The sequence below is a fragment of the Streptomyces hokutonensis genome, assembly GCF_000376565.1.
GTDB classification, from domain to species: domain Bacteria; phylum Actinomycetota; class Actinomycetes; order Streptomycetales; family Streptomycetaceae; genus Streptomyces; species Streptomyces hokutonensis.
The window spans coordinates 96451-121748 of record NZ_BARG01000063.1 but is presented as its reverse complement, the minus strand read 5'-3'; the positions used below and the strand labels follow the sequence as shown (position 1 = coordinate 121748).

Sequence of the window (25298 nt, the reverse complement as noted above, 5' to 3'; positions counted from 1 at the left end):
TCCGCTTCACAGGTCGCCCATAGTCTCGGCCCCGTGACGCGACGGACGTAACTCACCGTCGTGCCAGGGGGATTGGGATCTGGGGGGATCTGCTGTGCTGACGTCCGTATTCGTCGCTGCCGTTTCGCTTGCCCTGTTCTGGATGGCGGCCTTCACCCTGTGGTGGCAGATGCACGCGTGGCGTACGCCCGAAGTGCTCGCCTCCACCCGCTTCAGCAGTCCGGACGGGGACGAGCACGTCTCGTTCTCGTTGCTGCTGCCGGCCCGGCACGAACAGGCCGTGCTGGACCACACCATCCAGCGCCTGCTGGAGTCCACGCACACCGACTTCGAGATCATCGTGATCGTGGGGCACGACGACCCCGAGACCGCGGCGGTGGCCGACAGCGCTGCCGCGCGCGACCCTCGCGTCCGCGTCGTCGTCGACACGCACGAGAAGAAGAACAAGCCGAAGGCCATGAACACGGCGCTGCCGCACTGCCGCGGCGATGTCGTCGGGGTCTTCGACGCCGAGGACCAGGTCCATCCGGAGCTGCTCGCCCATGTCGACCACGCGTTCCGGACGACGGGAGCGGACGTCGTCCAAGGGGGCGTCCAGCTCATCAACTTCCACTCCAGCTGGTACAGCCTGCGCAACTGCCTGGAGTACTTCTTCTGGTTCCGCTCCCGGCTGCATCTGCACGCGCAGAAGGGGTTCATCCCGCTGGGCGGCAACACCGTCTTCGTACGGACCGACACCCTGCGGGAAGCCGACGGCTGGGACCCCAACTGCCTTGCCGAGGACTGCGACTTGGGCGTCCGGCTGTCCAGTGTCGGCAAGAAGGTCGTCGTCGCCTACGACTCCGACATGGTGACCCGGGAGGAGACTCCGGGCTCGCTGATGTCGTTGCTGAAGCAGCGAACCCGCTGGAACCAGGGCTTCCTTCAGGTCTACCGGAAGAAGGACTGGAAGCAACTCCCGGGATTCGGGCAGCGGTTGCTCGCCCGCTACACGCTGATGACGCCGTTCCTGCAGGCCTTCTCCGGGGTGATCATCCCGCTCAACGCGGCGGTCGCGCTCTTCCTGGACGTGCCGGTCGGCATCGCCTTCCTCACCTTCCTGCCGCTGGTCACCGCCGCGGTCACCTTCGTCTTCGAGGTCGTCGGACTGCACGACTTCGGCAAGCAGTACGGACTCCGCGTCCGTGCCGTCCACTATCTGAAGCTCGTCGTGGGCGGCCCCTTCTACCAGGTCCTCCTGGCCGGAGCCGCGATCCGCGCAGTGTGGCGTGAGCAACGTGGCCGAAACGACTGGGAGTTGACCTCCCATGTCGGCGCGCACCTCACCGAACCCGCAGTGATCCGAGAGGACGTTCCTGCGTGACCTCCACCCTTCCCGCGGCGACCACCACGGTCCCCGCGCAGCGGCAGCCTGCGCCTGAAACCGGTTCGACGGGTCGAACGGCGCCGCCGAGCAGACTCCGTTCCTCCCGCCCCGACCTCCTCCTGTGCGGTCTGCTCCTGGCCGCGATCCTCGTCGTGCAGGGCTGGAACATCGCCGACTACCCGACGCTCAGCGACGACGAGGGCACCTACCTCGCCCAGGCCTGGGCCGTCCAGCAGGGCACAGGACTCGCCCACTACACCTACTGGTACGACCACCCGCCGCTCGGCTGGATCCAGCTCGCGCTGCTCACCTGGATCCCCGCGCACTTCAGCCCCGGCTCGATGACCGTCGGCACCATGCGTCTCGTGATGCTGGTGATCAGCGCGATCAGCGCGGTCCTCGTCTACGTCCTCGCCCGCCGCCTGTCCCTGCCCCGCTGGGCGGCGGGACTCGCGATGCTGCTCTTCGGTCTCTCGCCGCTGTCCGTCATCCTTCAGCGGGAGATCTTCCTCGACAACATCGCCGTGATGTGGATGCTGCTCGCGTTCTGCCTGGCCGCGTCACCGAGTCGCCATCTCTGGCACCACTTCGGGGCCGGGCTCGCGGCCGCCGCCTCGGTCCTCACCAAGGAGACGATGGTCGTCGTCCTGCCCGCGCTGGTGGTCACCATGTGGCGGCACGGACACCGGGACACGAGGAAGTTCGCGCTCACCGGCGCCATCACCGCCTGTGTCCTGATCGGCTGCGCGTACCCCCTCTTCGCCCTGCTCAAGGGCGAGTTGCTCCCCGGCAGCGGCCATGTCTCCCTGTGGGACGGCCTCAAGTACCAGATGACCAGGCCGGGTTCGGGTTTCATCCTCGACCGGGGGACCGGCTCCTACGGCGTCCTCCACTCGTGGCTCTACTACGACCGTGTCCTGCCCCTGGGCGGCCTCGCCGGGGCGCTCCTGCTCCTGGTCACCTGGCGCTGGTCGGTCACCGCCCGCTCGCTCGCCGGCCCCGCGCTGACCGTGGCGATCCTCGCCGCGGTGGCCCTGCGCCCGGGCGGCTATCTGCCCGCCATGTACGTCATCGGCGCGCTGCCCTTCCTCGCCCTGGTCCTCGCCGGAGGCACCGCCTCGGTCGCCCACGCGGTGCTGCGCAGATGGCGCGGCGAGGGGGAGAAACGGTACGTCACCGGGGGCCGGTACGCGCTCGCGGCCGTACTGGCGCTCGCCGCCGGCGCCTATGTCGTACCGAAGTGGTACGACGGCGACCGCACCGCCGTGACCGCGGATGCCAACGCCCCCTACCGGGCAGCCTCCAAGTGGCTGTCCACCGAGGTGCGGGACCCGAAGGACACCCGGGTCCTCGTCGACGACGCGCTCTGGCTGGACCTGGTGCACGCCGGGTACCGGCCCGGGCTCGGGGTCATCTGGTTCTACAAGGCCGACCTCGACCCCGCCGTCACCAAGACACTGCCGCACGGCTGGCGGGACATCGACTACGTGGTGGCCTCGCCGACGGTACGGCGCGACGCGGTCGACCTGCCCAACGTCAAGGCGGCGATCGAGCACTCCACCCCCGTCGCCACCTTCGGCAACGGCGACGACCGCATCGAGATCCGGCAGGTCCGGTCCGAGACCGTGGGAGCCCAGCGATGAGCCAAGAGTCCACAGTTCCAGGCGAGTTGGGTGAACCGGCCCTACAGGGCGCGGAGTTGGCCGAGCCCGGTGCCGTCACCATCGTCGTACCGACCTTCAACGAGTCCGCGAACATACGGGAGTTGCTGCACCGGATCACCGAGTCCGTGCCCACGCGGCTGCCCTGCGAAGTCGTCTTCGTCGACGACTCCACCGACGACACCCCCGAGGTGATCTCCGAGGCCGCGCGGGACTGCCCGTTCCCGGTGACCCTGCTGCACCGGGAGGAACCGGTCGGCGGACTCGGGGGCGCGGTCGTCGAGGGGATGAGGAGGGCGTCGTCGGACTGGATCGTCGTCATGGACGGCGATCTCCAGCATCCTCCGTCCCTGGTACCGGAATTGGTGGGTACGGGCGAGCGGGCGCACGCCGGGCTCGTCGTCGCCTCCCGGTACATCAAGGGCGGCAGCCGCGAGGGACTGGCCGGCGGCTACCGCATCGCCGTTTCCCGTGGGGCGACCTGGCTGACCAAGGGCCTCTTCCCGCGCAGACTGCGGGGCATCAGCGACCCGATGAGCGGCTTCTTCGCGATCCGCCGCAGCGCGGTGACGGCGGAGGCGCTCAAGCCGCTCGGCTACAAGATCCTGCTCGAACTAGCCGTCCGCAGCCGCCCGCGCACGGTCACCGAGGTGCCGTTCGTCTTCCAGGACCGCTTCGCCGGCGAGTCCAAGTCGACGGCGAGGGAGGGCTTTCGCTTCCTGCGGCATCTGCTCGGGCTGCGCACCGCCTCGCCGGTCGCGCGCATGCTGGTCTTCGGCCTGATCGGCGCCACCGGCTTCCTCCCGAACCTGGTCGGCCTGTGGGCGCTCACCAAAGCGGGCATGCACTACGTCCCCGCCGAGATCCTCGCCAACCAACTCGGCGTGGCCTGGAACTTCTATCTCATCGAGCACCTCCTGTTCCGCGACCGCCGGATGCACCGCAACTGGTGGGACCGGGCGGGCCGGTTCGCGCTGCTCGCCAACGCGGACCTGGTGCTGCGCATCCCGCTGATCGCCCTGTTCGTCCACAAGTTCGGCATGGGCGCTGTGTCGGCGACGGCACTCGCACTGGTCATGACGTTCGTCCTGCGCTTTGTCGGCACCGAGGCACTGGTCTATCTCCCGCGCCGCAAAGGGAGTTGTACGGAACCGAGGAGAGCCGTGTGAACAAGTACCGCAGAAGAACCGCGTTCGTCGGGGTGGGGACGCTGACCGCCGGACTGCTGCTGACCTCGCCGCAGTCCGCCGAGGCCGCGAACCTCGTCCTCAACCCGGGGTTTGAGACGGCGGGCAGTGACGGGATGCCGTACTGCTGGGAGAAGTCCGGCTGGGGCGACAACGACTTCGACTTCACCACGCCTTCGGACGCGCACTCCGGTTCCAAGGCCATGAAGGTCACCGTGACGCGGCGGGTCGACGGTGACCGCAAGGCGCTGATCACCGAGTCCACGACCTGCGCGCCGGTGGTGACGGCGGGCAAGCAGTACGACCTCGGGCTCTGGTACAAGACGACCACGCCGGACGCCAACATCACCCTCTTCCGGCACGACACCGTCGCCGGCTGGCAGTACTGGACCGACCTCAAGACCCTGGAGATGCAGGGCAGTTGGACCCAGGCGAGCGTCCGTACGCCCGAGGTCCCGGCCGGGACCGACCGGATCACCTGGGGTGTCTCGGTCTACGGCACCGGGTCCGCGACCACCGACGACTACACGATGGACCAGGTGCCGGACACGCTCCCGCCCGCGACCTGTACGGCGACCGCCGAGCAGTGCGCGAACGGGCGTTGGGACGTGTTGCCGACGCAGAACCCCGTCCGCTCGATGCACTCCGTCGTGCTCAACAACGGCAAGGTGCTGCTGATCGCGGGCTCCGGGAACAGTCAGGAGCAGTTCGACGCGGGGACGTTCACGAGCGCGGTGTACGACCCGGTCGCCGGGACGTACAAGGTGATTCCGACGCCGAAGGACATGTTCTGCTCGGGGCACATCCAGTTGCAGGACGGCCGGGTGCTGGTGATGAGCGGCAACAAGGCGTTCCCGGCGGCGGACGGTTCGCACGGGTACGAGGGGTACAAGGACTCGTACATCTTCGACCCGGTGACCGAGACGTACAGCAAGACCAACGACCTCAACGACGGCCACTGGTACCCGTCGGCGACCGAGCTCGGCAACGGTGACGTCGTCTCCTTCGGCGGGCTGCGGGAGGACTCGACGGGGTCGGTGACGGCCGAGTACTGGTCGGACGCGCAGCAGAAGTGGCTGCCGTTGTCGCAGGTCAACCAGACCTGGTCGTACTGGGGGCTGTACCCGTCGATGGTCCTGATGCAGGACGGCCGGCTCTTCTACACGGGCAGCCATGTCTTCGGGAACAACATCCCGGGGACGGGCAGCGCGATCTACGACTACTCCGCCAACACGGTCACGTCGGTCTCGGGGCTTCAGAACAAGGACCAACGCGACCAGTCCGCAAGCGTGTTGCTGCCCCCGGCGCAGGACCAGAAGGTCCTCACCATCGGCGGCGGCAACATCGACTCCAACCCGGACGCCAACCGGCTGACCGACATCATCGACCTCAAGGCGGCCAATCCGGTCTACACGGTCGGCCCCCAAATCCCGCAGGGGACGGTCGACTTGGGGAACGGCCAGGTGGCCGAGACCGGTGCGCAGGGCAAGATGTACGTGTCCGCCGTACTGCTGCCCGACGGCACGGTGCTGGAGACGGGCGGCGCGCTGCACAACCGGGCGAACCCGGTGTACGAGGCGTCGATCTTCGACCCGGCGACCACGACCTTCGACCCGGTGGCCGCCGACCCCGAGGCCCGCGGCTACCACTCCTCGTCCTTCCTGCTGCCGGACGGCCGGGTGATGTCGACCGGTGACAACCCGGGCAACGGCACCTGGAACCACAACGTGTCGATCTACACCCCGCCGTATCTCCTCAAGGGCACGCGGCCGACGATCACTTCGGTGATCGACAACGAGTGGGAGTACGGCGACACCCAGACGATCACCGTCGACCGGCCCATCGCCAAGGCGGAGTTGATCCGCCCGGCCGCGGTCACGCACTCCTCGGACCCGAACCAGCGGTTCGTTGACCTGCCGCTGTCGGTGAACGGCAACACGGTCGACCTGAACGTGACGAGCAACCCCAACCTGGCGCCGCCCGGCTGGTACATGCTCTTCGCGGTCGATGCCAACGGCGTCCCTTCGGTCGCCAAGTGGGTTCATCTGCAAGGCCCTTCGGCCCTGACGACCGACACGGCCTCGGCCCACGTCCACTCCTTCGCCGACGCCCTGACCGGCAAGGTCACCGAGCCCGGCAAGAAGCGCACCTCGCAGAAGGTCCCGGTGACCATCTCCGGCTGCGACCGCCACTACGGCACGATCAACGTCTGCGTACCCACGGTCTTCCCGGCCGAGGTCAAGTCGACTACTGCGGCCCGCTGTTCATGGCTGCGGCAGAACGACTACGGCCGCCTGAAGGTCAACGGCAAGGACGATCCGCTGAGGCTGGACCCGAACAGGGACGGGGTGGCTTGCGGGAAGGGTGACGTGAAGACCGTGCCGACCAAGCGCTAGCGGTCCCTACGGACCCGGAGCACGGGCTCACTCGGAGAGCCCGTGCTCCAGTACGTCCAGCGTGCGGTCCATGAGGTCCTTGAACTCGTCCCGGTGGCCGTGCTCCGCCCAGTACAGGGACGTCTCCATCAGGGCGCCGATGAGGGCCATCGCGGAGACCCGTACCTCCAGGCTCTCCTGGTCCCGGCCGGTGCGCTCGGCGATGGCCTGGCAGAGCATGTCGCCGGTGACCGACATGCTCTCCATCATGCGTGAGCGCACGGCCGGGACCTGGACCATGAGGTGGGTGCGGAGGCGGGACACCTCCTCGTCCTCCTTCATGCCGTACGCGATGGCCTTGTGCATCACGTACCGCAGCGTGACCATCCAGGGCTCGTCGGCCGGGCGGGCCCGGAGTTCGTCCATGATGATCGGGTCGAACTCGTCCGTGATGACGATGTCTTCCTTGGTCGGGAAGTAGCGGAAGACGGTCGACGGCGACACCTCGGCGCGCTCGGCGATCTGCTCGATCGTGGTCGCGTCGTAGCCCTGCTCCTTGACGAGCGCGTACGTCGCGGTGCGGATCGCTTCGCGGGTCTTGATCTTCTTGCGCTCGCGGAGGCCCAGTTGGGGGCGGTCGGCGGGGCTGAAGGGGGAGGGTGCGGCCGTCATGGTGTTCATTGTCCGGCATCCGCCAGGGCGACGGCCACGGCCGCGGCGGGGTCTTCCTCCTCCTGCGCCGTGGGCGCGGCCGGGGTGTTCGGCAGGAACGCCGCCGCCAGCAGCGCGGTGACGAGGGCCGCGGCGCCGCACACCAGCAGGACCAGGCCCATGCCGTGGACGTACGCGCTGTTCGCCGATGCGATCAGGTCTGCCGAGCCCGCCTTCTGGCCGACGATGTGGGCCGCGACCACCGACTCACCAGCCGTGTCCGCCGCCTTCGCGGGCAGGCCGGTCACGTCCAGGCGGTCGCGGAAGGTGCCGGCCAGCAGGCTCCCCAGCAGGGCGATGCCGATCGCGGCGCCGACCTGGCGCATGGTCATCAGGAGCCCGGCGCCGCTGCCGGCCCGGTCGCGGGGGAGCGCGCCGAGGGCGCCGTCCATCGCGGGGACGATCGAGAAGCCGAAACCGAAGCCGGTGACGGACAGCCACAGCGCGGTGAAGCCGTAGCCGGAGTCGACCGTCGTACGGCTGCCGAGGACGGCGGCGAAGGCGAGGACCACCAGGCCCGCGGTGACGACCGCGCGGGAGCCGAACTTGGCGACGAGCGGTTGCGCGGCGCGGGCCGCGACGATCAGGCCGCCCATCATGGGCAGCAGGCGGACGCCGGTGCCGAGCGCGTCGTTGCCGAGGACCGCCTGGAGGTACTGCGGCAGCACGAACAGCAGGCCGGACAGGACGAACATCACGAGGGTCGCGGCCATGGTGTTGAAGAGGAAGCCGCGGTGGGCGAGCAGTTCCATGTCGAGCATGGGCCGTTCCATGCGCCGTTCGCGCAGCACCAGGGCGGCGATGAGGATCGCGGAGCCGATCAGCATGCCCACGATCAGCGGGTCGCCCCAGCCGCGGCTGGGCGCCTCGATGATCGCGTAGATGAGGGCGCCGAGGCCCGCCGCGGTGAACGCCGTGGAGAGGGCGTCGACCTTGGGGGAGGCGGGGTCGCTGGTCTCGGGGAGCAGGAAGACGCAGGCGGCGATGCCGAGCGCGGCCATCGGGATGTTGACCAGGAAGACCGAGCCCCACCAGAAGTGGTTGAGCAGCCAGCCGCCGATGATCGGGCCGAGCGGCAGGCCGAGCGAGGAGGCCGCGGAGATGATGCCGACGGCCTTGGTGCGCTCGTCGGGGCCGAAGAGCGAGGGCAGCACGGACAGGGCGAGCGGGGTGATCAGGGCCGCGCCCACCCCCATCACCGTGCGGGCGGCGATGACCCAGTTCACGTCGTTGGCCATGACGCCGGCCACGGAGCCGGCGAGGAAGATGCCGAGCCCCACGACCAGCATCCGGCGCCGTCCGAAGCGGTCGCCGAGGAGTCCGGCGGGGAGCATCAGGGCCGCGAAGACGATGACGTAGGAGTCCGCCATCCACTGCTGCTGGCCGGTGGTGGCGCCGAGGTCGCCGGCCATGGTGGGCAGGGCGACGTTGAGGATCGTCGTGTCGAAGCCGAGCGTGAGCATGCTCGCGACCAGGGCCCCGAGAGCCCACCAGCGGCGCGGATCGCGCCGCACCTCACTTGATTGAGTGACAGTAGCCATGAAATGAGAGTAGCTGTCAAAAGGTGGCCGCTGTCAATGGGGATCGACTTTCAGCGCATGAAAAATGGCCACGGCTCGAAAGCCGTGGCCATGAACAGGAGGTGTCCCAGCTGCTACCCGTGCTGGTAGGCCACCAGGGAGATCCCCACGTAGTGCACGAGGAAGGCCGCCACCGTCAGGGAGTGGAAGACCTCGTGGAAGCCGAACCAGCGCGGTGACGGGTTCGGACGCTTTATGCCGTAGATCACTCCGCCCGCGCTATAGAGCAGTCCGCCGACGATGACCAGGACCAGGACGGCGATGCCGCCGGTGCGCATGAAGTCCGGCAGGAAGAAGACGGCCGCCCAGCCCATCGCGATGTAGCAGGGGGTGTAGAGCCAGCGCGGGGCGCCGACCCAGAAGACCCGGAAGGCGATGCCCGCCAGTGCCGCGCCCCAGATGCCCCACAGCAGCCACTGACCCTTGGCGCCCGGGAGCAGCAGCATCGTCAGGGGCGTGTACGTGCCCGCGATGATCAGGAAGATGTTGGCGTGATCGAGTCTGCGCAGGATGCCGTCCATGCGCGGGCTCCAGTTGCCCCGGTGGTACAGCGCGCTGACCCCGAAGAGCAGGCAGGCGGTCAGGGCGAAGATCCCGCAGGCGATGCGGCCCCGGGCCGAGTCGGCGAGAGCGGTGAGCACCAGGCCGGAGATGAGCACGGCCGGGAACATGCCGAGGTGCAGCCAGCCGCGCAGCTTCGGCTTCACATGGTCGGGGATTGAGAGCGCGGAGGGACCGTGGCCGGCGATCGGCGTGTCCGTGGGCGCGTCGGGGACGGACGCAGTCATGCGCGCAAGCGTACCTACGGAACCGTAAGTTACGTGTCAGTGCGGCGAGATGGGGGTCCAGAAGTGGCCACTCTCTCATGCGTAGCCGACGTGCGGGTACCCGGGGTGAAGCGACGGTGACGCACGGAAAACATCTCGATACGTGGCGATCCTCACGTCGCTCGTCTGTGAGGCCCTCTGGACAGATGGGCGGACGAGTCGGATGATCAAATGAGTGCGGTCGGCACCGGATGAGCGCCAAGATCGACCATCTGAAGCATCCGGGTCGCAGCCCCCACGGGGCAACAAGGACAAAATCCCTCACCATAGGAGCAATCGTGGCGCGCGACATCGCGGCTCCCCCCGTCATCCCCACCGAACACAAGGAACTGGTCTCGTGGGTGAACGAGATCGCAGAACTGACCCAGCCGGACAGCGTGGTCTGGTGTGACGGATCAGAAGCCGAGTACGAGCGGCTGAGCGAGGAGCTCGTCCGAAAGGGCACCTTCCAGAAGCTCGACCCGATCAAGCGCCCCAACTCCTACTACGCCGCCTCCGACCCGACCGATGTCGCCCGGGTCGAGGACAGGACGTTCATCTGCTCCGAGCAGGAGCAGGACGCGGGACCGACCAACCACTGGAAGGCCCCCGCCGAGATGCGGGAGATCTTCGCGGGAGAAAAGGGCATCTTCCGCGGCTCCATGAAGGGCCGGACGATGTACGTCGTCCCGTTCTGCATGGGCCCCCTCGGCTCGGACCTCTCCGCGATCGGCGTCGAGATCACCGACTCCGCCTACGTCGCCGTCTCCATGCGCACGATGACGCGCATGGGACAGCCCGTCCTCGACGAACTCGGTACCGACGGATTCTTCGTGCGTGCTGTGCACACGCTCGGAGCGCCGCTGGCCGAGGGCGAGGCGGACGTGCCGTGGCCGTGCAACTCCACCAAGTACATCTCGCACTTCCCCGAGAGCCGCGAGATCTGGTCCTACGGCTCCGGCTACGGCGGCAACGCGCTGCTCGGCAAGAAGTGCTACGCCCTGCGCATCGCCTCCGTGATGGCGCGGGACGAGGGCTGGCTGGCCGAGCACATGCTGATCCTCAAACTGACGCCCCCGCAGGGCGAGTCGAAGTACGTGGCCGCCGCCTTCCCGAGCGCCTGCGGCAAGACCAACCTCGCCATGCTGGAGCCCACCGTCTCCGGCTGGACCGTGGAGACCATCGGTGACGACATCGCCTGGATGCGGTTCGGCGAGGACGGCCGGCTCTACGCGATCAACCCCGAGGCAGGCTTCTTCGGCGTCGCGCCCGGCACCGGTGAGCACACCAACGCCAACGCGATGAAGACGCTGTGGGGCAACTCCGTCTTCACCAACGTGGCGTTGACCGACGACAACGACATCTGGTGGGAGGGCATGACGGAGGAGACTCCGGCCCACCTCACCGACTGGAAGGGCAACTCCTGGACACCGGAGTCCGGTTCGCCCGCCGCCCACCCCAACGCCCGCTTCACCGTGCCCGCTTCGCAGTGCCCGATCATCGCGCCCGAGTGGGAGGACCCCAAGGGCGTGCCGATCTCGGCGATCCTCTTCGGCGGCCGGCGCGCCTCCGCCGTACCGCTGGTGACGGAGTCCTTCGACTGGAACCACGGCGTCTTCCTCGGCGCCAACGTGGCCTCCGAGAAGACCGCCGCCGCCGAGGGCAAGGTCGGCGAACTGCGCCGCGACCCGTTCGCCATGCTGCCGTTCTGCGGCTACAACATGGGCGACTACATGGGCCACTGGATCGACGTGGCCAAGGGCAAGGACCAGGCGAAGCTCCCGAAGATCTACTACGTGAACTGGTTCCGCAAGAACGAGGCGGGCAAGTTCGTGTGGCCGGGCTTCGGCGAGAACAGCCGTGTCCTGAAATGGATCGTGGACCGCCTCGACGGCCGCGCCGAGGGCGTCGAGACCCCGATCGGCGTGCTGCCGGCCAAGGGTGCCCTCGACACCAAGGGCCTCGACCTCTCCGAGGCCGACCTCGACTTCCTGCTCACCGTCGACAAGGACGTGTGGCGCGAGGAAGCGGCCCTGGTCCCCGACCACCTCAACACCTTCGGCGACCACACCCCGAAGGAACTGTGGGACGAGTACCGCGCGCTGGTGCAGCGCCTGGGCTAGTCCCCGTAGGACTCCGCGGCCGGTCAACCGAATGTGCCCTGACCAGCAGATCGTCACGGCCGGCCGCGGTGGCAGTAGCACGGTGAGGGCCCGCACAACGGCGTGCGGGCCCTTACCCGTTGGCCTTCATTTCTCCCATCACCTCTGCCCAGACCGGCATTTCGGGGGACACTCGGGACAACCTGCAACGAACCCCGAAGTGAGGTGAGCGGGGTGCGCACTCCGGTCAGCGATCCGCTGAGCGTGGGGCCGTACCGGATCACCGGGCGGCTCGGCTCCGGCGGTATGGGATGGGTGTATCTCGGCCGTTCCCCGGCCGGCCGCGAGGTGGCGGTGAAGGTCGTACGGCCCGAACTCGCCGCCGAGCAGGAGTTCCGCGAGCGCTTCGCCCGCGAGGTCGCCGCCGCCCGGCTGGTCAGCGGCGCCTACACGGCGGCGGTCGTCGACGCGGACACCGAGGCCGAACTCCCTTGGCTGGCGACGATGTACGTGCCCGGGCCCTCCCTCGCCGAGGCCGTCCGCAGCGACGGGCCGCTGCCCGAGGCCCAGGTCCGCAGGCTCGGCGCGTTCCTCGTCGAGGCGCTCCAGGCGATCCACGCGGCCAACCTGGTCCACCGCGACCTCAAACCGGCCAACGTGCTGCTCGCCTCGGACGGCCCCCGTGTCATCGACTTCGGCATCTCCCGCGTCGAGGGCGCCCCGAGCCTCACCCAGGCCGGCATCGTGGTCGGCACCCCGCCGTTCATGTCGCCGGAGCAGATGACGGCCGCACCGGTCGGCCCGCCCACGGACGTGTTCTCCCTCGGCGGTGTCCTCGTCTACGCGCTGACCGGCCGCCCGCCGTTCGGCTCGGGCGAGGCGGTGAGCCTGCGGGTGGTGCACCGCGAACCCGACCTGGACGGCGTACCGGCGGGGCTACGGCCGCTGCTCGCGCGGTGCTTGGCGAAGCGGCCCGGTGAGCGGCCCCGACTGGACGTCCTCCTCGGTGAGTTGCTGGCGCAGCCGCGCGCCGCGGTCTGGCCGCCGCCCGCCGTGGCCCGCACGATCGAGGTCCGGCGCAGCGAGCTGGTGGCCCGGCGCGGGGGCGGTACGAGTCTGCCGGTGCCGTCCTGTCTGCTGCTGCACGCGCAGGCCCTGCTGGACGCGGGCCTCACCGACGACATGGTCACGCGGGCGGTGGTCCGTGGCGACGCCTGAGGCCTCGATCCCGCCCGGCCGGGACTACGACATCGCCTCGTCCTGGCGGCAGTTGACCCACACCTGGGGCGCCCGCCGGAATTACCACGTCGAGAGCGAGGTCGATTCCCTCTCCCTGCAATTCGATCTAGAAGGGTCGGGGCGCACGCTCACCGTGCGTTTCATGACCACGAAAAGACTTCTCGTCGCTTTTGTCACCGACGGTCATTCTCTGCGCAAGGATCAATTGGCGATCGCCGCCGCCGCGTCCAACGCGTGGAACACCGAACAGCTGAATCCCATGCTGTCGGTGTGGGACGTGCGCGGACCGAGCCCCTGCCTCGCCGGAGTCTGCGACCTCCCGCTGACCTGCCGGATCTCACAGGCCGACTTCGATGTTCTGGCCAGTGATTGGGTGGAACGGGCGCGACAGATGTTCACCCGTTGTCATCAGGTTTTCCAGCTGTAGAAGTGAATTGAGCATTCTCAGTCAACCCCTTTCGGCCACGGCCCTGTTGCCTCCACTATGGGCGCCAACGGGGGGTCGTCATGAGACGTACGTTGTGCACTGCCTTGCTGTTCGGTCTGTTGATCGCGGTGATTCCGGCGGGGACGCCGGCTGCCGCCGATGATCCCTGCGGCAAGGATTTCCCGACGCGGCTGGAGTGCTGGAACGACGCGCTCGACGACGGGGTCGTGGTCACCGTCAGGCTGAACAAGTCCCTGGACCTGGAGGGCAGTCGGCGGATCGGCCAGGCCGCCGTCCGTCAGAACCTCAAGAACCTTCAGGTACAGGTACCGGCCGGCGTCCACACCGGCCAGGGCGGCACCTTGCTGTTCATCCTGGCCGGCCAGCGGCTCGTCGACCCGGACGCCACGATCGACCGGCTGGACAAAGAGACGCTGAAAGCCCTCGGCAGCTGCGGCGACGACGAGGTGTGCACGGCGCTTCAGGGATCCTCGCGGACCGGCAGCCAGCTGATCGGCAAGCAGGGCGTCGCCGAACTCGGCAAACACACCTTCACCGTCGGAGAACCGAAGTCCAAGGGCTACCCGCTGCCCCTCCTCCTCGCCCTGACCGCCGTACTCCTCCTCCTGCTCCTCGGCCTCTTCCTGGCCGTCCGCCGCTCCCGCGCCCCGGCGACAGCCATGGCCACCGCCGCAGCGGACGCAGGCCCGGAACCCGCCGAGACCACCGCCAGGCTCCGGCCCGTCCCGCCCGCCCCCGCACCGCCCCCGTCCCCCGGCCGCCGGGTCGGTCCCCGCACCGGTCCGTCCCGAACGGCCGTAGTCCGTACGGCACTTCACCCGCAGGGCTACGTCGAACTCGACCACGTCCTCTACCGGGCGGTGTGGGCCGAGCCCGACCGCACCCCGCCCGAGCCCGGCGCGCAGGTCGAGGTCACCGACGCCCGCGAACCCGACTCCGACGTCCTGTACGCCTTCCCACCCGCCGCCCGGCACCACGCCCGCGGCAGCTCGTGATCCCCGTACTACCGCCAGGAGAAGTCATGCACAGCGAATACCCGCCCACGCTGCCGGCGGAGTACGCCGACATCGAGTTCGAGAACAACGCGCAACGGCTGCCGCTGGTGCTGTGCCTCGACACGTCGAGTTCCATGGCGGGGGCGCCGATCCAGACCCTCAACGACGCGCTCGCCGACTGGACCCGCGAACTCCACGACGACGTCTCCCTCAGCTACAGCGTCGAGGTCGCCGTGATCACCTTCGGCGGCCGGGGCGTCGGCGCCTGGCGCGGACCCCAACTCCTCGACCCGCGCACCCCGATGAGCCCCTTCGTGCCCGCGCACGCCTTCCAGGCACCCCGCTTCACCGCGTCCGGCGTGACGCTGATGACGGAGGCGCTGGAGCTGGCCATGCAGGTCGTGGCGGCCCGCAAGGCGGAGCTGCGCGCCTCCGGACTCCAGTACTACCGCCCGCAGATCTGCCTGGTCACCGACGGCCTCCCCACCGACGGCACCGGCCATATGACCGACTCCTGGCACCGGCTGCTGCCCGTCCTCGCCGAGGAGCAGCAGGCCCGCCGCTTCCGGCTCTACGCGATCGGCGTCGGCGGCATCACCGACCGCGGCGAGCAGGTGCTCCAGGCGTTCGCGCCGAAGTTCAACGCCCGCATCCAGGGCTTCCCGTTCCGCGAGCTGCTCCAGATGATGTCGGCCAGCGCCAACGCCGAGCAGAAGGGCGCGGGCGACGAGGTCTTCGAGAAGATCTTCAGCCAGTTCAAGACCCAGCGCCCGGCCTGGGAGAGCTGAGCGGTGGCCGCGTCGCCCTGGCGCATCCACGGCCTCAGCGTCGAGGGCTACCGCCACCGCCGCACCGGCACCCCCTGCCAGGACGCCTGCACCTATGTGGCGTCCGCGCCGGTGACCGTGCTCGCCGTCGCGGACGGCGCGGGCAGCCGCCCGCACTCCGACCAAGGGGCCCTGCACGCCGTCGAGTTGGCGGCCGAGCACTTCCGGCGCCGGGCCGCCGCCGCGTCCGGCTGCCCGCCCGGCATCGAGGTCCACGACCTGCTCGCCGACGCCTTCCACGACGTAGCGAAGATCTTCCTGGACACCTACGGCGCCGCCGCCCCCGACTACGCCACCACCCTCACCGTCGTCGTCCTCACCCCCGGCTGGCTCGGCCATCTCAGCGTCGGCGACGGTTTCGTCGTCGTACGCGCCGGAACCGAGGACGGACAACGGCAGTTCCACCTCCTGCCGCAGCCGCCCGCCGTCAGCGAGTACAGCAACGAGACCGTCTTCCTCACCTCGCCCGACGCGCCCCGCCGACTGCACACCGACTGCGTGGCGGACCCGCGCGTCGACGGAGTGCTCCTGTCCACCGACGGCCTCGCCCAGGCCGCGCTCTCCACCCCCGGCGGCGGCCCGCAGCAGCCCAACACCTCTTTCGTGGAAGCCGTGTTGCGCTCCCTGGACACCCCGGGACCGGTGACCGACAGCGCCAGCGAGAACATCGCCGCACTCCTCCGCTCCGACCGGCTGACCAGTCTCAACGGCGACGACAAGACGCTCCTGCGGGCCGTGCGCGCGGTGACCCCGTGACCGGCCGCACCGTCCACCTGGACGGCAAGCCAGTAGTCCTCGCCGAACTCCCGCTCAAGGGCGGCGGCCAGGCGGCCGTCTTCCCCGTCGAGGGCGACGACACGATCGTCGTCAAGCTCTACCGCGACCGCCCGGGCCCGGACCTGGAGCGCCGCCTCGCCCGCATGCTGACCATGTCACCGCTCGCGGCCCGCCCCACCGACGCCAACCAGTCGCCCGAACTCGCCTGGCCCACCGCCATCGCCCGCGGCCCCGACGACGCCTTCCTCGGCTACGCCATGCGCCGCTTCGGCGAACCCCAACACGTCCAGCTGGTCGGCCTGTTCACCCGCGCCCAGCGCCTGCGCCTCTTCCCCGACCGCGCGGACTGGCGCTTCCTGCTCGGCGTCTCCTGGAACCTGGCCTTCATGACGGCCCGCATGCACTACGACGGTCTCGTCATCGGCGACTTCTCGTCGAGCAACGTCGTCGTCGACGCCAACGGCTTCGTCACGTTCCTCGACTGCGACTCCATCGCCTTCACCGACCCGGGGACCGGCGAGCACTTCCCGTGCCTGATGCACACCACCGACTACTCCTCACCGGAACGCCAGTCGGGTGCGGCGGCCACCCCGGAGAGCGACAACTTCGCGCTGGCGGTGCTCATTTACCAGCTCCTGACGGCCGGCAACCACCCCTTCGGCGGTGTCCCGCACGACAGCACCTCCGAGTCGACGGTCAAGGACAACATCGCCGCGAGCGTCTCCTACGTCGTCCGCCCCGAGGCGGTCGTCATCCCGCGCGGCACCGTGGACCCCTCGGTCCTCCCGCCCGGCCTCCTCACCCTGGCCCACACGGCCTTCGGCCCGGGCGTCCACGCCCCCGCCGCCCGCCCCACCCCGGAGGTCTGGCTGCGCGCCCTCGACCAGGAACGCTCCCACGTCCAGGCCTGCCCGACCCGCCCCCTGCACACCTACGGCTCCCACCTCCCGACCTGCCCGTGGTGCACCCGCGCGGCGGTGACGGGACACGACGTGTTCAACCCGCCTGTACGACAGCCGGTGCCGGTCCCGGTGGCACCGCCGGAGGACACGCGTGGCTCCCGGTTCGGCCCCCTGAAGGTGGTCGGCGTACTGCTCCTGGTCGTCCTGCTGCTGATCCTGTTGGATCACCTGTCCTGAGTACGCCCGCGCTCCTCCAGGAACCGGGTGTGCGTCTCCTGCCGCCGCTCCTCAGCCTCACGAAGCCCTCTCGCCAGCCCCTGAGCCTCCTCCTGAAGCACCGTCAACTGCCGTTCCAGATGGCGTTCCGGCGGTTCGGCGCCGGGCGCCAGCCGCGTCCACCACCGCGTCCGTACGAAGGTGTCGACCGCCTCCGGTACGTCCTGCCGGATCGCCCGCGACAGGATGTGCACGCCCTCCGGGTCCTGCGCGAGATCCTGGGTGACCTGCGGATCGAGCAGCCCGGCGAGGAGCTGGTTCAGCTCGGTGAGCCGTCCGTCGGCGGCCGGCGGCAGCTCGATCGCGCCGAGGTATCCGCCCAGCCTCTCGAAGTCGTCGCGCAGTTCCGCCAGTTGGGCCGACGGATCGGGGAAGTCGGGCAGCGGCGGCCGTTCCGGCGGCGCGATCAGCGCGCCCGCGCCGTACAGCCCGACGACCACGACCGGCCAGTACGGCCCCGCCACCCCCACGAACGTCAGCACCAGCCCGACGAGCCCGCACGCGCTGCCGGTGAGGTTCTTGCGGGACTCCAAGTAGCCGAGGAACTTACTGGTAGCCACGGATCTCCTCGAAGGCGCCGTCCAGCGAGCCCTTCTGGGCGTCGAAGAGCCGGCCGCCGGTCAGGTCGGCGATGTGCTGGAGCTCCGCCTTGTCCGAGTCGCCGAAGAGGATGGGAAAGACGGGGATCTCCCGCTGGGCGGCGGGCAGTTGGCCGTAGAAGCCGTCGAACTCCTTCGCCTTCGCGCCGGTCGTGTTCTCGCCGTCCGTCATCAGCACGATCGACGTGAATGTGTCGCCGCCGCTCCCGAGATGCTCGTACGCCTTCTCCAGCGAGGTGTAGATCGCGGTGTTCCCGTCGGCGCCGAGCGCCTTGGTGTCCGCGCGGATGGCGTCCAGCCCGGCCTGCGGATCACCCGGGCTCACCACATGCGTCCTCACGCTCTTCACGCCCGACCCGAACGGCATCAGCGTGACTTCTTCCCGCTGCCGGAAGTCGCCGGTCAGAGCGGTGAGGGCCTTCTTCAGCCGGGACAGCCGGTCGCCCGCCATCGACCCCGAGGTGTCCAGGACGTACACGGTCCGCGAGGGCCGGCGCAGCTTGTTCTCGTACGACTCGAGCAGCCCGTCGGCGACGGACCGGCTGCCGGGGAACGGGAGTTCACGCCGTCGGCTGGTGTCCAGGCCGGACGCGGGAGGTACGGAGGTGACGACCGGGCGGCGGTGCGTGCGGGTGGTGATCAGCTTCTGGAGGGCGGCCGTGCGCAGGTCGGTCGTCACCCGGCGGACATTGTCGCGGGTCGTGGTGTCCGTCGAGGCGAGGGAGGTCAGCGGGTAGTCGGCGGTCACGACCCCGTCGCTCGGGCGGATCACGGTCAGCCCTGGGATGCCCTTGAGGACGGACTCGTAGTTGAGCAACGCGTCGACGTTCCCCCGGCGTTGGTACGCCTCCGCGAGCCAGCCCGACGAACCCGACGTCAGCTTCTGCCCCTTGAAGAACTCCTTCAGCCGGGGAGTCGCCTTGGTGACGTCCGCGTCGGTGAGCGCCGACTGGGCGCCGGAGAGCGCGGAGGCCACCGAGATCAGCGTGGAGAAACCGGAGTTGGAGCGGGCCGGGTCGGTCATGCCGTAGGTCAACCTGCCGTCCTGGACGGCCTGTTCGATCTGGGACCAGGTCACCTTGTCCGGCTGCCAGCCCAGTGCCGTGACGGTGGCCGTCTTCACCCCGATCGCGACCGGGCTCGACATGATCGACGTCTCCGAGACGACCTTCTTCGCCGCGTCGGGCCGCAGCCGCAGATAGTCGTTCGACGACAGCCACAGCGCGTCGTACTGACCGTCGACCTTGCCCTTCGCCAGCAGGTCCACCGCGTCCAGGGTGCCCATGTAGGTGGGGCGGATCGTGATGCCGGTGTCCTTGCGGACCTGGTCGAACACCGGGGTCATGTCGCTGAGTTCGCTGGAGGCGAGGACACGGAGGGTGCCGGGGCGGGGTGCGTTGTCGGTCTCGGTCTTCGTGTCCTGCGTCGACGTGCAGGCGGTCAGCAGCGCGGCCGTGCCGAGGGCGAGGGCGAGGAGGCGTCTCATCCGAGACCCCCTTCCAGCGCGCTCTGCGAGCGGCTCCGCTCCAAGTACGAGCTGGCGTTCTGGAGTTCGGAGGTCAGGGACTCCACGGTCGCCGCCATCACCTCGGTCGCCTGGACCTTGTAGGTGTCGATGGCGTCGAGGGTGCGGTAGATCTGCTGGAAGGCGGTGCGCAGTGTCTCCGCGCCCACCGCGGGGTCGGCCGCGATGCGCTGGATCTCGCCGCTCTGGGTGGCGAGCATCTCCGCGTTGCCCCGGATGAGGTCCTCGGTGGTGCCCCGCAGGGCGTTGACCTGGTCGACGACCTTGCGCTGGTTCTCCAGGGCGGAGGCGAGCATGACCGAGATCCGCAGCGCCGAGACGGTCGTGGTCGCCGCCCGGTCCACGCCCTTGATGAGTTCGTCGTTGTTGCGCCGTACGACGTCCATCGCCAAGTAGCCCTGCGCGCACACCGCGAGCTGGGTCAGCAGGTCCTGGTGCTTCTGCCGGACCGGGAAGAGGACGTCCGCGCGCAGGGTGTCGGCCTGGCTCGGGTCGGCGGCCTCGACGCCGGTGATGTGGTGCTCGACGGCCGAGTCGAGGGCCTGGGTGAGGACCACGTACTCCTGGAGCTTGCCCATGGTCTCCCAGAGGCGGACCCGCTCGGTCTGCAACGCGGCGTTGTCGCGCCGGAGTTCGTCCTGGCCGCCGCGCAGCGAGCCCACGATCTTGTTCAACGTGCCCTGCGCGGAGGCGTACTTGGCGACGTGGTCGCGCAGCTTGTTGCCGCCGGGCAGCCGGGACAGGAACTTCCGCCCCTTGGAGGCGGGCAGGTCACGCGGGTCCAAGTCCTCGACCACGCGCCGGAGTTCGACGAGCGATCCGGCGACCTGCGACTGGGCGTCCCCGCCCTTCGAGGGCAGACTGCGTACCGTCCGCTCCAGCATCCGGTTGGACTGCGCGGTGGCGCTGCGCATCTCCCCGGCGCCGAGCGCGGTGATCTCGCCGACCTTGCCCGCGAACTCGGGCGACCGGGCGTCCAGCGCCGCAAGCCCCTCGACATAGGCACTGGCCTTGCGCTCCATGTCCGTACGGACGGAGTCGTCGACGGGCACGAGCCCGCCGGCCTTCTCTCTCGGCACGGGCTTCACGGCCTCCGGCGGAGTGAGCGTGAAGACGTCGTCGCCGCTGAGCGTGTTCTCACTGCTGTTCTGGCTGGTGTTGAAGCTGCTGCTCATGTGGTCCCCCCGATCAACCGCGCGCCCGGCGCGCCATGTCGTGCAGCACCGTGGAGGTGGGCACGGGCGCCTGCCGGACGCCGGTCAGCGTCTGGTTGAGATAGCTGGAGTGGGCGGCCGTGGCCGCGACGAACTCGGCGGTGTCGCCCTGCGGCCGGAACCCGTGCCGTACGGCGAGCTTCCGCAACGTCGGTTCGGAGCTGAGGAGTTCACCCAGCGCCCGGCCCTCCGGAGTGAGCGGTACGACGGTGTGGTCGCTGTTGGCCGTGGTGTCCGGGTAGAGGACGACGAGATCGCCGACCGGCTGCTTCTCGAGGAGCAGCGAGGCCACCTGCGACTCGTACACCAGGACCAGCGGATTGCCGGCGCCACTGATGAAGTCCCTGAACGGCCCGTCCGAGCTGGACTGTTGGGCACCCTGCACACTGATCAGCTTGTGCATCAGGGGCGCGGTGCGAGCGACATCGGCGCTACTGGCGGCCACCCGACCGCCGTTGGCGACGTAGGAGGCCGCGGCGAGATAGAGCGCACCCGAGTTGGAGGTCTCAGGGTCGGTGGTCGCGATGTAGAGGGTGCCGGTCAACTCCCCGTGTTTGTCGGCCCCTTTGAGCTGCTGCCAGGTCCGGTCGGCCTTGGCCGCGTCCAGATACGCACCCATCTTCAGGGTGCCGCGGTCCTGGCTCTTGTCCAGCGTGGCGAGCCCGTTGTCCGCGAGGACCTGGGCGGCGCTGCGATGGGCCACGACGACGAGCGGCGAGTAGAAGGGCCGCGGCAGCGGCTGCCGCACCTTGTACTTGGCGGCGAGCGCGTCCGCGGGCGCCTGGCTGGAGGGGAAGGCGAAGTCGTACCCCTTGAGGTCGCGCCCCTCCATGGCCCAGGACCCGGAGGTCTCCGTCTTCACGGTGAAGCCCTTGGCGGCGAGGGCCTTCACCACATCGGGATCGGCGAAGAAGTCCGCCTTCTCCGAACCGATCACTCCACGCACGGTCTTCGTTGCCGTGCCCTTGTCCCCGTTGTCCCGGCCCGCTACGACGGCTGCCACCACTCCGCCGATCAGCAACACCGCGAGGACGATTCCTGCGATACGTCTCACGAGGGGCAGCGTGCTCGCGGAACCCAACATTCCCCGCGTAAAGGGATGAACGGAGGGTGTCGGACGGGTCCCGGATCAACACGGTTGAGGAAAGCGCCCCTTCAGGGGCGCGGGGAACTGCGCGATCAGCCACAACGGGCGCGCACTCGCAGGAAGTCAGAACCCCTACGGCGATCAGGCGACCGCAGTCCCCGCATGCGCGTCCATCCGCTCGGCAGACAGAATCGCCGCAGCCGTATCCGCCCGGGACGCCGCAACAACCAACGCCCGCCCGGCAAGCGCATGCGCCCGCTGATGCAGCGCATCCAGTCGGGACGTGGGCGCGGTCGCAGCTACACGAACCGGCGAAGCCCCCCGCAACCGCGTCAACTGCCCGGCAAGCCGCTCGGCGGCAACATCCAGCTCGGCCGAAGGCTCAAGCGCCCGCAGCTCATCGGTCACCGCAAGCAGTGCGGCGAGGTGCCCCGCCAGCTGAATGTCCAGCTCCTCCTCACGCGACCGATGCGGAAAGTCGGAGGAGGGGCGGGCCACCGTGCTGTGGACCGACTTCGTGCGGATCGGTTCGTACATGGCATGGTCTCCTGTGCTCAGACAGGAAACCATCCTAGCTTAGATTGCGTCTAAAGTTGTGCTGGCCGAAAAATTGGCCGGAAGAAATCAGGTCCACGAGGTTTACGGCTGGCTGTACCCGTCCAGGAAGTTCCCGATTCGCGTCACCGCGTCCCGCAGATCCCCGACCGTCGGCAGGGTCACGACCCGGAAGTGGTCGGGCTCGGACCAGTTGAACCCGGTGCCGTGAACGACCATGATCTTCTCGCGGCGCAGCAGGTCGAGCACCATCTGCCGGTCGTCCTTGACCTTGAAGACCTGCGGATCGAGCCGCGGGAACAGATACAGCGCCCCCTTCGGCTTCACGCAGGTCACACCCGGGATCTGGGTCAGCAGGTCGTACGCGACATCCCGCTGTTCCTTCAGTCGGCCACCCGGAAGCACCAGGTCGTTGATGGTCTGCCGCCCGCTGAGCGCGGCGACGACCCCGTGCTGGCCGGGCATGTTGGCGCACAGCCGCATGTTCGCCAGGATCGTCAGACCCTCGATGTACGACTCGGCGTGCGCGCGCGGCCCGGAGATCGACACCCACCCGACCCGGTAACCGGCCACCCGGTACGCCTTCGACATCCCGTTGAACGTGAGCGTCAGCAGGTCCGGGGCGATCTTCGCGGTCGGGGTGTGCGTGGCGCCGTCGTAGAGGATCTTGTCGTAGATCTCGTCGGAGCAGACGAGGAGGTTGTGGCGGCGCGCGATGTCGGTAAGGCCGCGCAGCATCGCCTCGTCGTAGACGGCGCCGGTCGGGTTGTTCGGGTTGATGATGACGAGCGCCTTGGTGCGGTCGGTGATCTTCCGCTCCACGTCGGCGAGGTCGGGCATCCAGTCGGACTGCTCGTCGCAGCGGTAGTGGACGGCGGTCCCGCCGGAGAGCGAGACGGCGGCGGTCCACAGCGGGTAGTCCGGGGACGGTACGAGCACCTCGTCGCCGTCGTCGAGGAGCCCCTGCATCGCCATGACGATCAGCTCGGAGACGCCGTTGCCGATGAAGACGTGCTCGACGTCCGTCTCGATGCCGAGGGTCTGGTTGTGCATGACGACCGCGCGGCGGGCGGCCAGCAGGCCCTTCGCGTCGCCGTACCCGTGCGCCGACGACACGTTCCGGAGGATGTCCTCGAGGATCTCGGGCGGGCACTCGAACCCGAACGCGGCCGGGTTGCCCGTGTTGAGCTTCAGGATGCGGTGGCCGGCCGCCTCCAGACGCATCGCCTCTTCGAGAACCGGGCCCCGGATCTCGTAACAGACGTTGGAGAGCTTGGTCGACTGGATCACCTGCATGTCCGTGAGCTTACGGCCCGGTAACGCGGTGCGGGCCGTGTTTTCCACCACGTGAGACGCATCGGTTTGGGCCGTTATCGTCGGTAGCTGTCTCCGGCGCAGGTCCTGTCTCTACACTCTGCCGCCATGTCCAGCCCGCTCCACGACGAGAACGGCGCGTTCGGCGAGTCCGACGCTCCGCCGAACGTGTACCTCCCGCGCGTCGACGCGACGGTTCCGTCGTACGACGGCTACGTCGATCCGGCGGCCGCCCACGGCTGGCAGAACGCGTACGACGAGACCCGCGAGCTGCCGCCGGTACGGGACGACGACGGCGTCGCGGGTGCGGGTGCGGGTTCGGGCGTGGGTTCGGGCGTGGGCCGGGCCGAGCTGCGGAGGCAGGGGACCCGGCGGTCGCGCCGGGTCGTGGTCGCCGTCGGAGCCCTGGGAGCCGTGTCTGTCGCCGTCCTCGTCGTCGGCTTCGCCGTCTCCGGTACTTCCTCGGACGGATCGCCGGGCAAGGGCGACCGGGCGAGTGCCACGACGGGTTCGACGGCCGGTAGGTCGACGGCGGGGGAGTCCGCCACCCGTTCGCCCGGGGGGTCCGTGACCGGTGCGCCCGCCGTCGGTTCGTCGGTGTCCGCGCGATCCTCGGCCTCCGCCGCGACCGTCCCCACGACTGCGGGGTCCACGACCACCGCTCCGGCCGCCACGTCGGCCGCGCCCACCACCGCCACCCCCGCGCACGGCAACGCCGGTCACGGCCGCGGAGCAACCAAGCACCCCAAGTAAGCCATCTACCAAGCCGCGTCGCCGAGTTGGGCGCGCGGCCGTGACCTGCGGCCGGAAACAGTTCCTTGCCCCTCGTGCATCCACGCCATCACAATGCACATGACAAGACAAGAAGCGACCGGAAGATCTCCGTTCGCTCACGTCTCCAGAGGGGACCCCCACATGAACAAGCCTCTCCTTGCCGCACTCTCGGGCCTGGCCATCGCCGGGGCGGGTGTGGTACCCGCCGTCGCCGCGCCGCAGGCGGCACCGAAGGCGGCGGCCGTGACCGTCGACTTCGCCGGCACCGTCTCGCTCAGCAACTGCTCCGGGTCGGTCATCCGCTTCCCGAACTCGACCGACACCTCGCCGGCCCTCGTGCTGACCAACGGCCACTGCCTGGAGACCGGCTTCCCGGCGGCCGGCCAGGTCATCACCGGTCAGTCCTCCACCCGCACCTTCGGGCTGCTGAACTCGGCCGGCACCAAGGTCGCCACGCTCCGCGCCAACCAGGTCGTCTACTCGACGATGACCGACACGGACGTGACGATCTACCGCACCACCACCACGTACGCGGCCATCAAGAGCGCCTACGGCATCAGCCCGCTCACCGTGAGCGCCACGCACCCGACCGCCGGCACCGCCATCAAGGTCGTCTCCGGCTACTGGAAGACGATCTACAGCTGCAACATCGACGGGTTCGTGTACCGGCTGAAGGAGGGCTCCTGGACCTGGAAGGACTCGGTCCGCTACACCTCCGCGTGCAACACCATCGGCGGGACGTCCGGCTCCCCGGTCATCGACACCAGCACCGGGCAGGTCGTCGCCGTCAACAACACGGGCAACGAGGACGGGGAGACCTGCACGGTCGACAACCCGTGCGAGGTCGACGAGAACGGCACGGTGACGGTCCGCGAGGGCATCAACTACGCCGAGGAGACGTACAACATCCCGGCGTGCTTCACCTCGGCGAACGTGCTGAACCTGAGCGCGAGCGCTTGCACTCTGCCCAAGCCGTAA

The 25298-nt window shown here is 69.2% G+C and carries 22 protein-coding genes; 13 read left to right on the top strand and 9 right to left on the bottom strand.

The window, feature by feature from the left end:
- Positions 1-94 precede the first annotated feature (94 nt).
- The 4 genes from SSP08S_RS37635 to SSP08S_RS37620 are packed head-to-tail and all read left to right on the top strand — an operon-like array spanning position 95 to position 6610.
- The gene (locus tag SSP08S_RS37635) at positions 95-1363 is read left to right on the top strand and encodes a glycosyltransferase (RefSeq protein ID WP_019072815.1); all 1269 of its coding nucleotides are present in this window, start codon (positions 95-97) and stop codon (positions 1361-1363) included.
- Positions 1360-3009, top strand: coding sequence for an ArnT family glycosyltransferase (locus tag SSP08S_RS37630; RefSeq protein ID WP_019072814.1), 1650 nt, complete (start codon positions 1360-1362; stop codon positions 3007-3009). Before SSP08S_RS37635 ends, SSP08S_RS37630 begins: the two co-directional genes overlap by 4 nt.
- Positions 3006-4196: a glycosyltransferase gene (locus tag SSP08S_RS37625; RefSeq protein WP_026179171.1), complete on the top strand. Its 1191-nt coding sequence runs from the start codon at positions 3006-3008 to the stop codon at positions 4194-4196. Before SSP08S_RS37630 ends, SSP08S_RS37625 begins: the two co-directional genes overlap by 4 nt.
- Positions 4193-6610 (top strand): galactose oxidase early set domain-containing protein, encoded by a 2418-nt coding sequence (locus SSP08S_RS37620; protein ID WP_019072812.1) that lies wholly within the window; start codon positions 4193-4195, stop codon positions 6608-6610. The genes SSP08S_RS37625 and SSP08S_RS37620 overlap by 4 nt, the downstream gene beginning before the upstream one ends.
- A 27-nt stretch (positions 6611-6637) precedes the next feature.
- Here the strand turns inward: SSP08S_RS37620 and SSP08S_RS37615 are convergent, their stop codons facing one another.
- From SSP08S_RS37615 to trhA, 3 genes are all read right to left on the bottom strand, one after another.
- On the bottom strand, positions 6638-7270 hold the full coding sequence (locus SSP08S_RS37615) for a TetR/AcrR family transcriptional regulator (protein WP_019072811.1): 633 nt from the start codon (positions 7268-7270) through the stop codon (positions 6638-6640).
- Positions 7267-8841 carry a DHA2 family efflux MFS transporter permease subunit gene (locus tag SSP08S_RS56665; RefSeq protein WP_051106061.1) on the bottom strand — a complete coding sequence of 525 codons (1575 nt, stop codon included), beginning with the start codon at positions 8839-8841 and terminating at the stop codon, positions 7267-7269. The genes SSP08S_RS37615 and SSP08S_RS56665 overlap by 4 nt, the downstream gene beginning before the upstream one ends.
- 113 nt (positions 8842-8954) lie before the next feature.
- The gene (gene trhA, locus SSP08S_RS37605; RefSeq protein ID WP_019072809.1) at positions 8955-9668 is read right to left on the bottom strand and encodes a PAQR family membrane homeostasis protein TrhA; all 714 of its coding nucleotides are present in this window, start codon (positions 9666-9668) and stop codon (positions 8955-8957) included.
- A 317-nt stretch (positions 9669-9985) separates the two neighbouring features.
- On the opposite strand from trhA, the gene SSP08S_RS37600 reads away from it, so the two are divergent.
- From SSP08S_RS37600 to SSP08S_RS37570, 7 genes are all read left to right on the top strand, one after another.
- Positions 9986-11809, top strand: coding sequence for a phosphoenolpyruvate carboxykinase (GTP) (locus SSP08S_RS37600; protein WP_019072808.1), 1824 nt, complete (start codon positions 9986-9988; stop codon positions 11807-11809).
- A 213-nt stretch (positions 11810-12022) separates the two neighbouring features.
- A complete protein-coding gene (locus SSP08S_RS37595; RefSeq protein ID WP_026179170.1) occupies positions 12023-13006 on the top strand; it encodes a serine/threonine-protein kinase in 984 nt (327 codons plus the stop codon).
- The gene (locus tag SSP08S_RS37590; protein ID WP_019072807.1) at positions 12993-13454 is read left to right on the top strand and encodes a hypothetical protein; all 462 of its coding nucleotides are present in this window, start codon (positions 12993-12995) and stop codon (positions 13452-13454) included. Before SSP08S_RS37595 ends, SSP08S_RS37590 begins: the two co-directional genes overlap by 14 nt.
- Before the next feature lie 80 nt (positions 13455-13534).
- A complete protein-coding gene (locus SSP08S_RS37585; protein WP_063739206.1) occupies positions 13535-14470 on the top strand; it encodes a hypothetical protein in 936 nt (311 codons plus the stop codon).
- 26 nt (positions 14471-14496) lie between these two features.
- Positions 14497-15258 carry a vWA domain-containing protein gene (locus SSP08S_RS37580; protein ID WP_019072805.1) on the top strand — a complete coding sequence of 254 codons (762 nt, stop codon included), beginning with the start codon at positions 14497-14499 and terminating at the stop codon, positions 15256-15258.
- A gap of 3 nt (positions 15259-15261) precedes the next feature.
- Complete coding sequence (locus SSP08S_RS37575) at positions 15262-16053, top strand: PP2C family serine/threonine-protein phosphatase (RefSeq protein ID WP_019072804.1); 792 nt, start codon at positions 15262-15264, stop codon at positions 16051-16053.
- Complete coding sequence (locus tag SSP08S_RS37570; protein WP_026179169.1) at positions 16050-17213, top strand: hypothetical protein; 1164 nt, start codon at positions 16050-16052, stop codon at positions 17211-17213. The genes SSP08S_RS37575 and SSP08S_RS37570 overlap by 4 nt, the downstream gene beginning before the upstream one ends.
- Here SSP08S_RS37570 and SSP08S_RS37565 read toward each other — a convergent pair.
- From SSP08S_RS37565 to SSP08S_RS37540, 6 genes are all read right to left on the bottom strand, one after another.
- Positions 17201-17812 carry a hypothetical protein gene (locus SSP08S_RS37565; protein ID WP_019072803.1) on the bottom strand — a complete coding sequence of 204 codons (612 nt, stop codon included), beginning with the start codon at positions 17810-17812 and terminating at the stop codon, positions 17201-17203. The two genes, SSP08S_RS37570 and SSP08S_RS37565, sit on opposite strands and share 13 nt — an antisense overlap.
- Positions 17799-19337 (bottom strand): vWA domain-containing protein, encoded by a 1539-nt coding sequence (locus tag SSP08S_RS37560; RefSeq protein WP_019072802.1) that lies wholly within the window; start codon positions 19335-19337, stop codon positions 17799-17801. Before SSP08S_RS37560 ends, SSP08S_RS37565 begins: the two co-directional genes overlap by 14 nt.
- Positions 19334-20551, bottom strand: coding sequence for a toxic anion resistance protein (locus SSP08S_RS37555; protein ID WP_019072801.1), 1218 nt, complete (start codon positions 20549-20551; stop codon positions 19334-19336). The genes SSP08S_RS37560 and SSP08S_RS37555 overlap by 4 nt, the downstream gene beginning before the upstream one ends.
- Before the next feature lie 13 nt (positions 20552-20564).
- On the bottom strand, positions 20565-21644 hold the full coding sequence (locus SSP08S_RS37550) for a substrate-binding domain-containing protein (protein WP_026179168.1): 1080 nt from the start codon (positions 21642-21644) through the stop codon (positions 20565-20567).
- A gap of 174 nt (positions 21645-21818) precedes the next feature.
- On the bottom strand, positions 21819-22214 hold the full coding sequence (locus tag SSP08S_RS37545; protein WP_019072799.1) for an SCO4983 family protein: 396 nt from the start codon (positions 22212-22214) through the stop codon (positions 21819-21821).
- Between the two features lie 102 nt (positions 22215-22316).
- Entirely contained in the window at positions 22317-23528 is a 1212-nt protein-coding gene (locus SSP08S_RS37540) for a pyridoxal phosphate-dependent aminotransferase (RefSeq protein ID WP_019072798.1), read from the bottom strand.
- 126 nt (positions 23529-23654) lie between these two features.
- Here SSP08S_RS37540 and SSP08S_RS60825 point away from each other — a divergent pair, with 126 nt between their 5' ends.
- Positions 23655-24299 carry a hypothetical protein gene (locus tag SSP08S_RS60825; protein WP_019072797.1) on the top strand — a complete coding sequence of 215 codons (645 nt, stop codon included), beginning with the start codon at positions 23655-23657 and terminating at the stop codon, positions 24297-24299.
- Between the two features lie 162 nt (positions 24300-24461).
- A complete protein-coding gene (locus tag SSP08S_RS37530; RefSeq protein WP_019072796.1) occupies positions 24462-25298 on the top strand; it encodes a trypsin-like serine peptidase in 837 nt (278 codons plus the stop codon).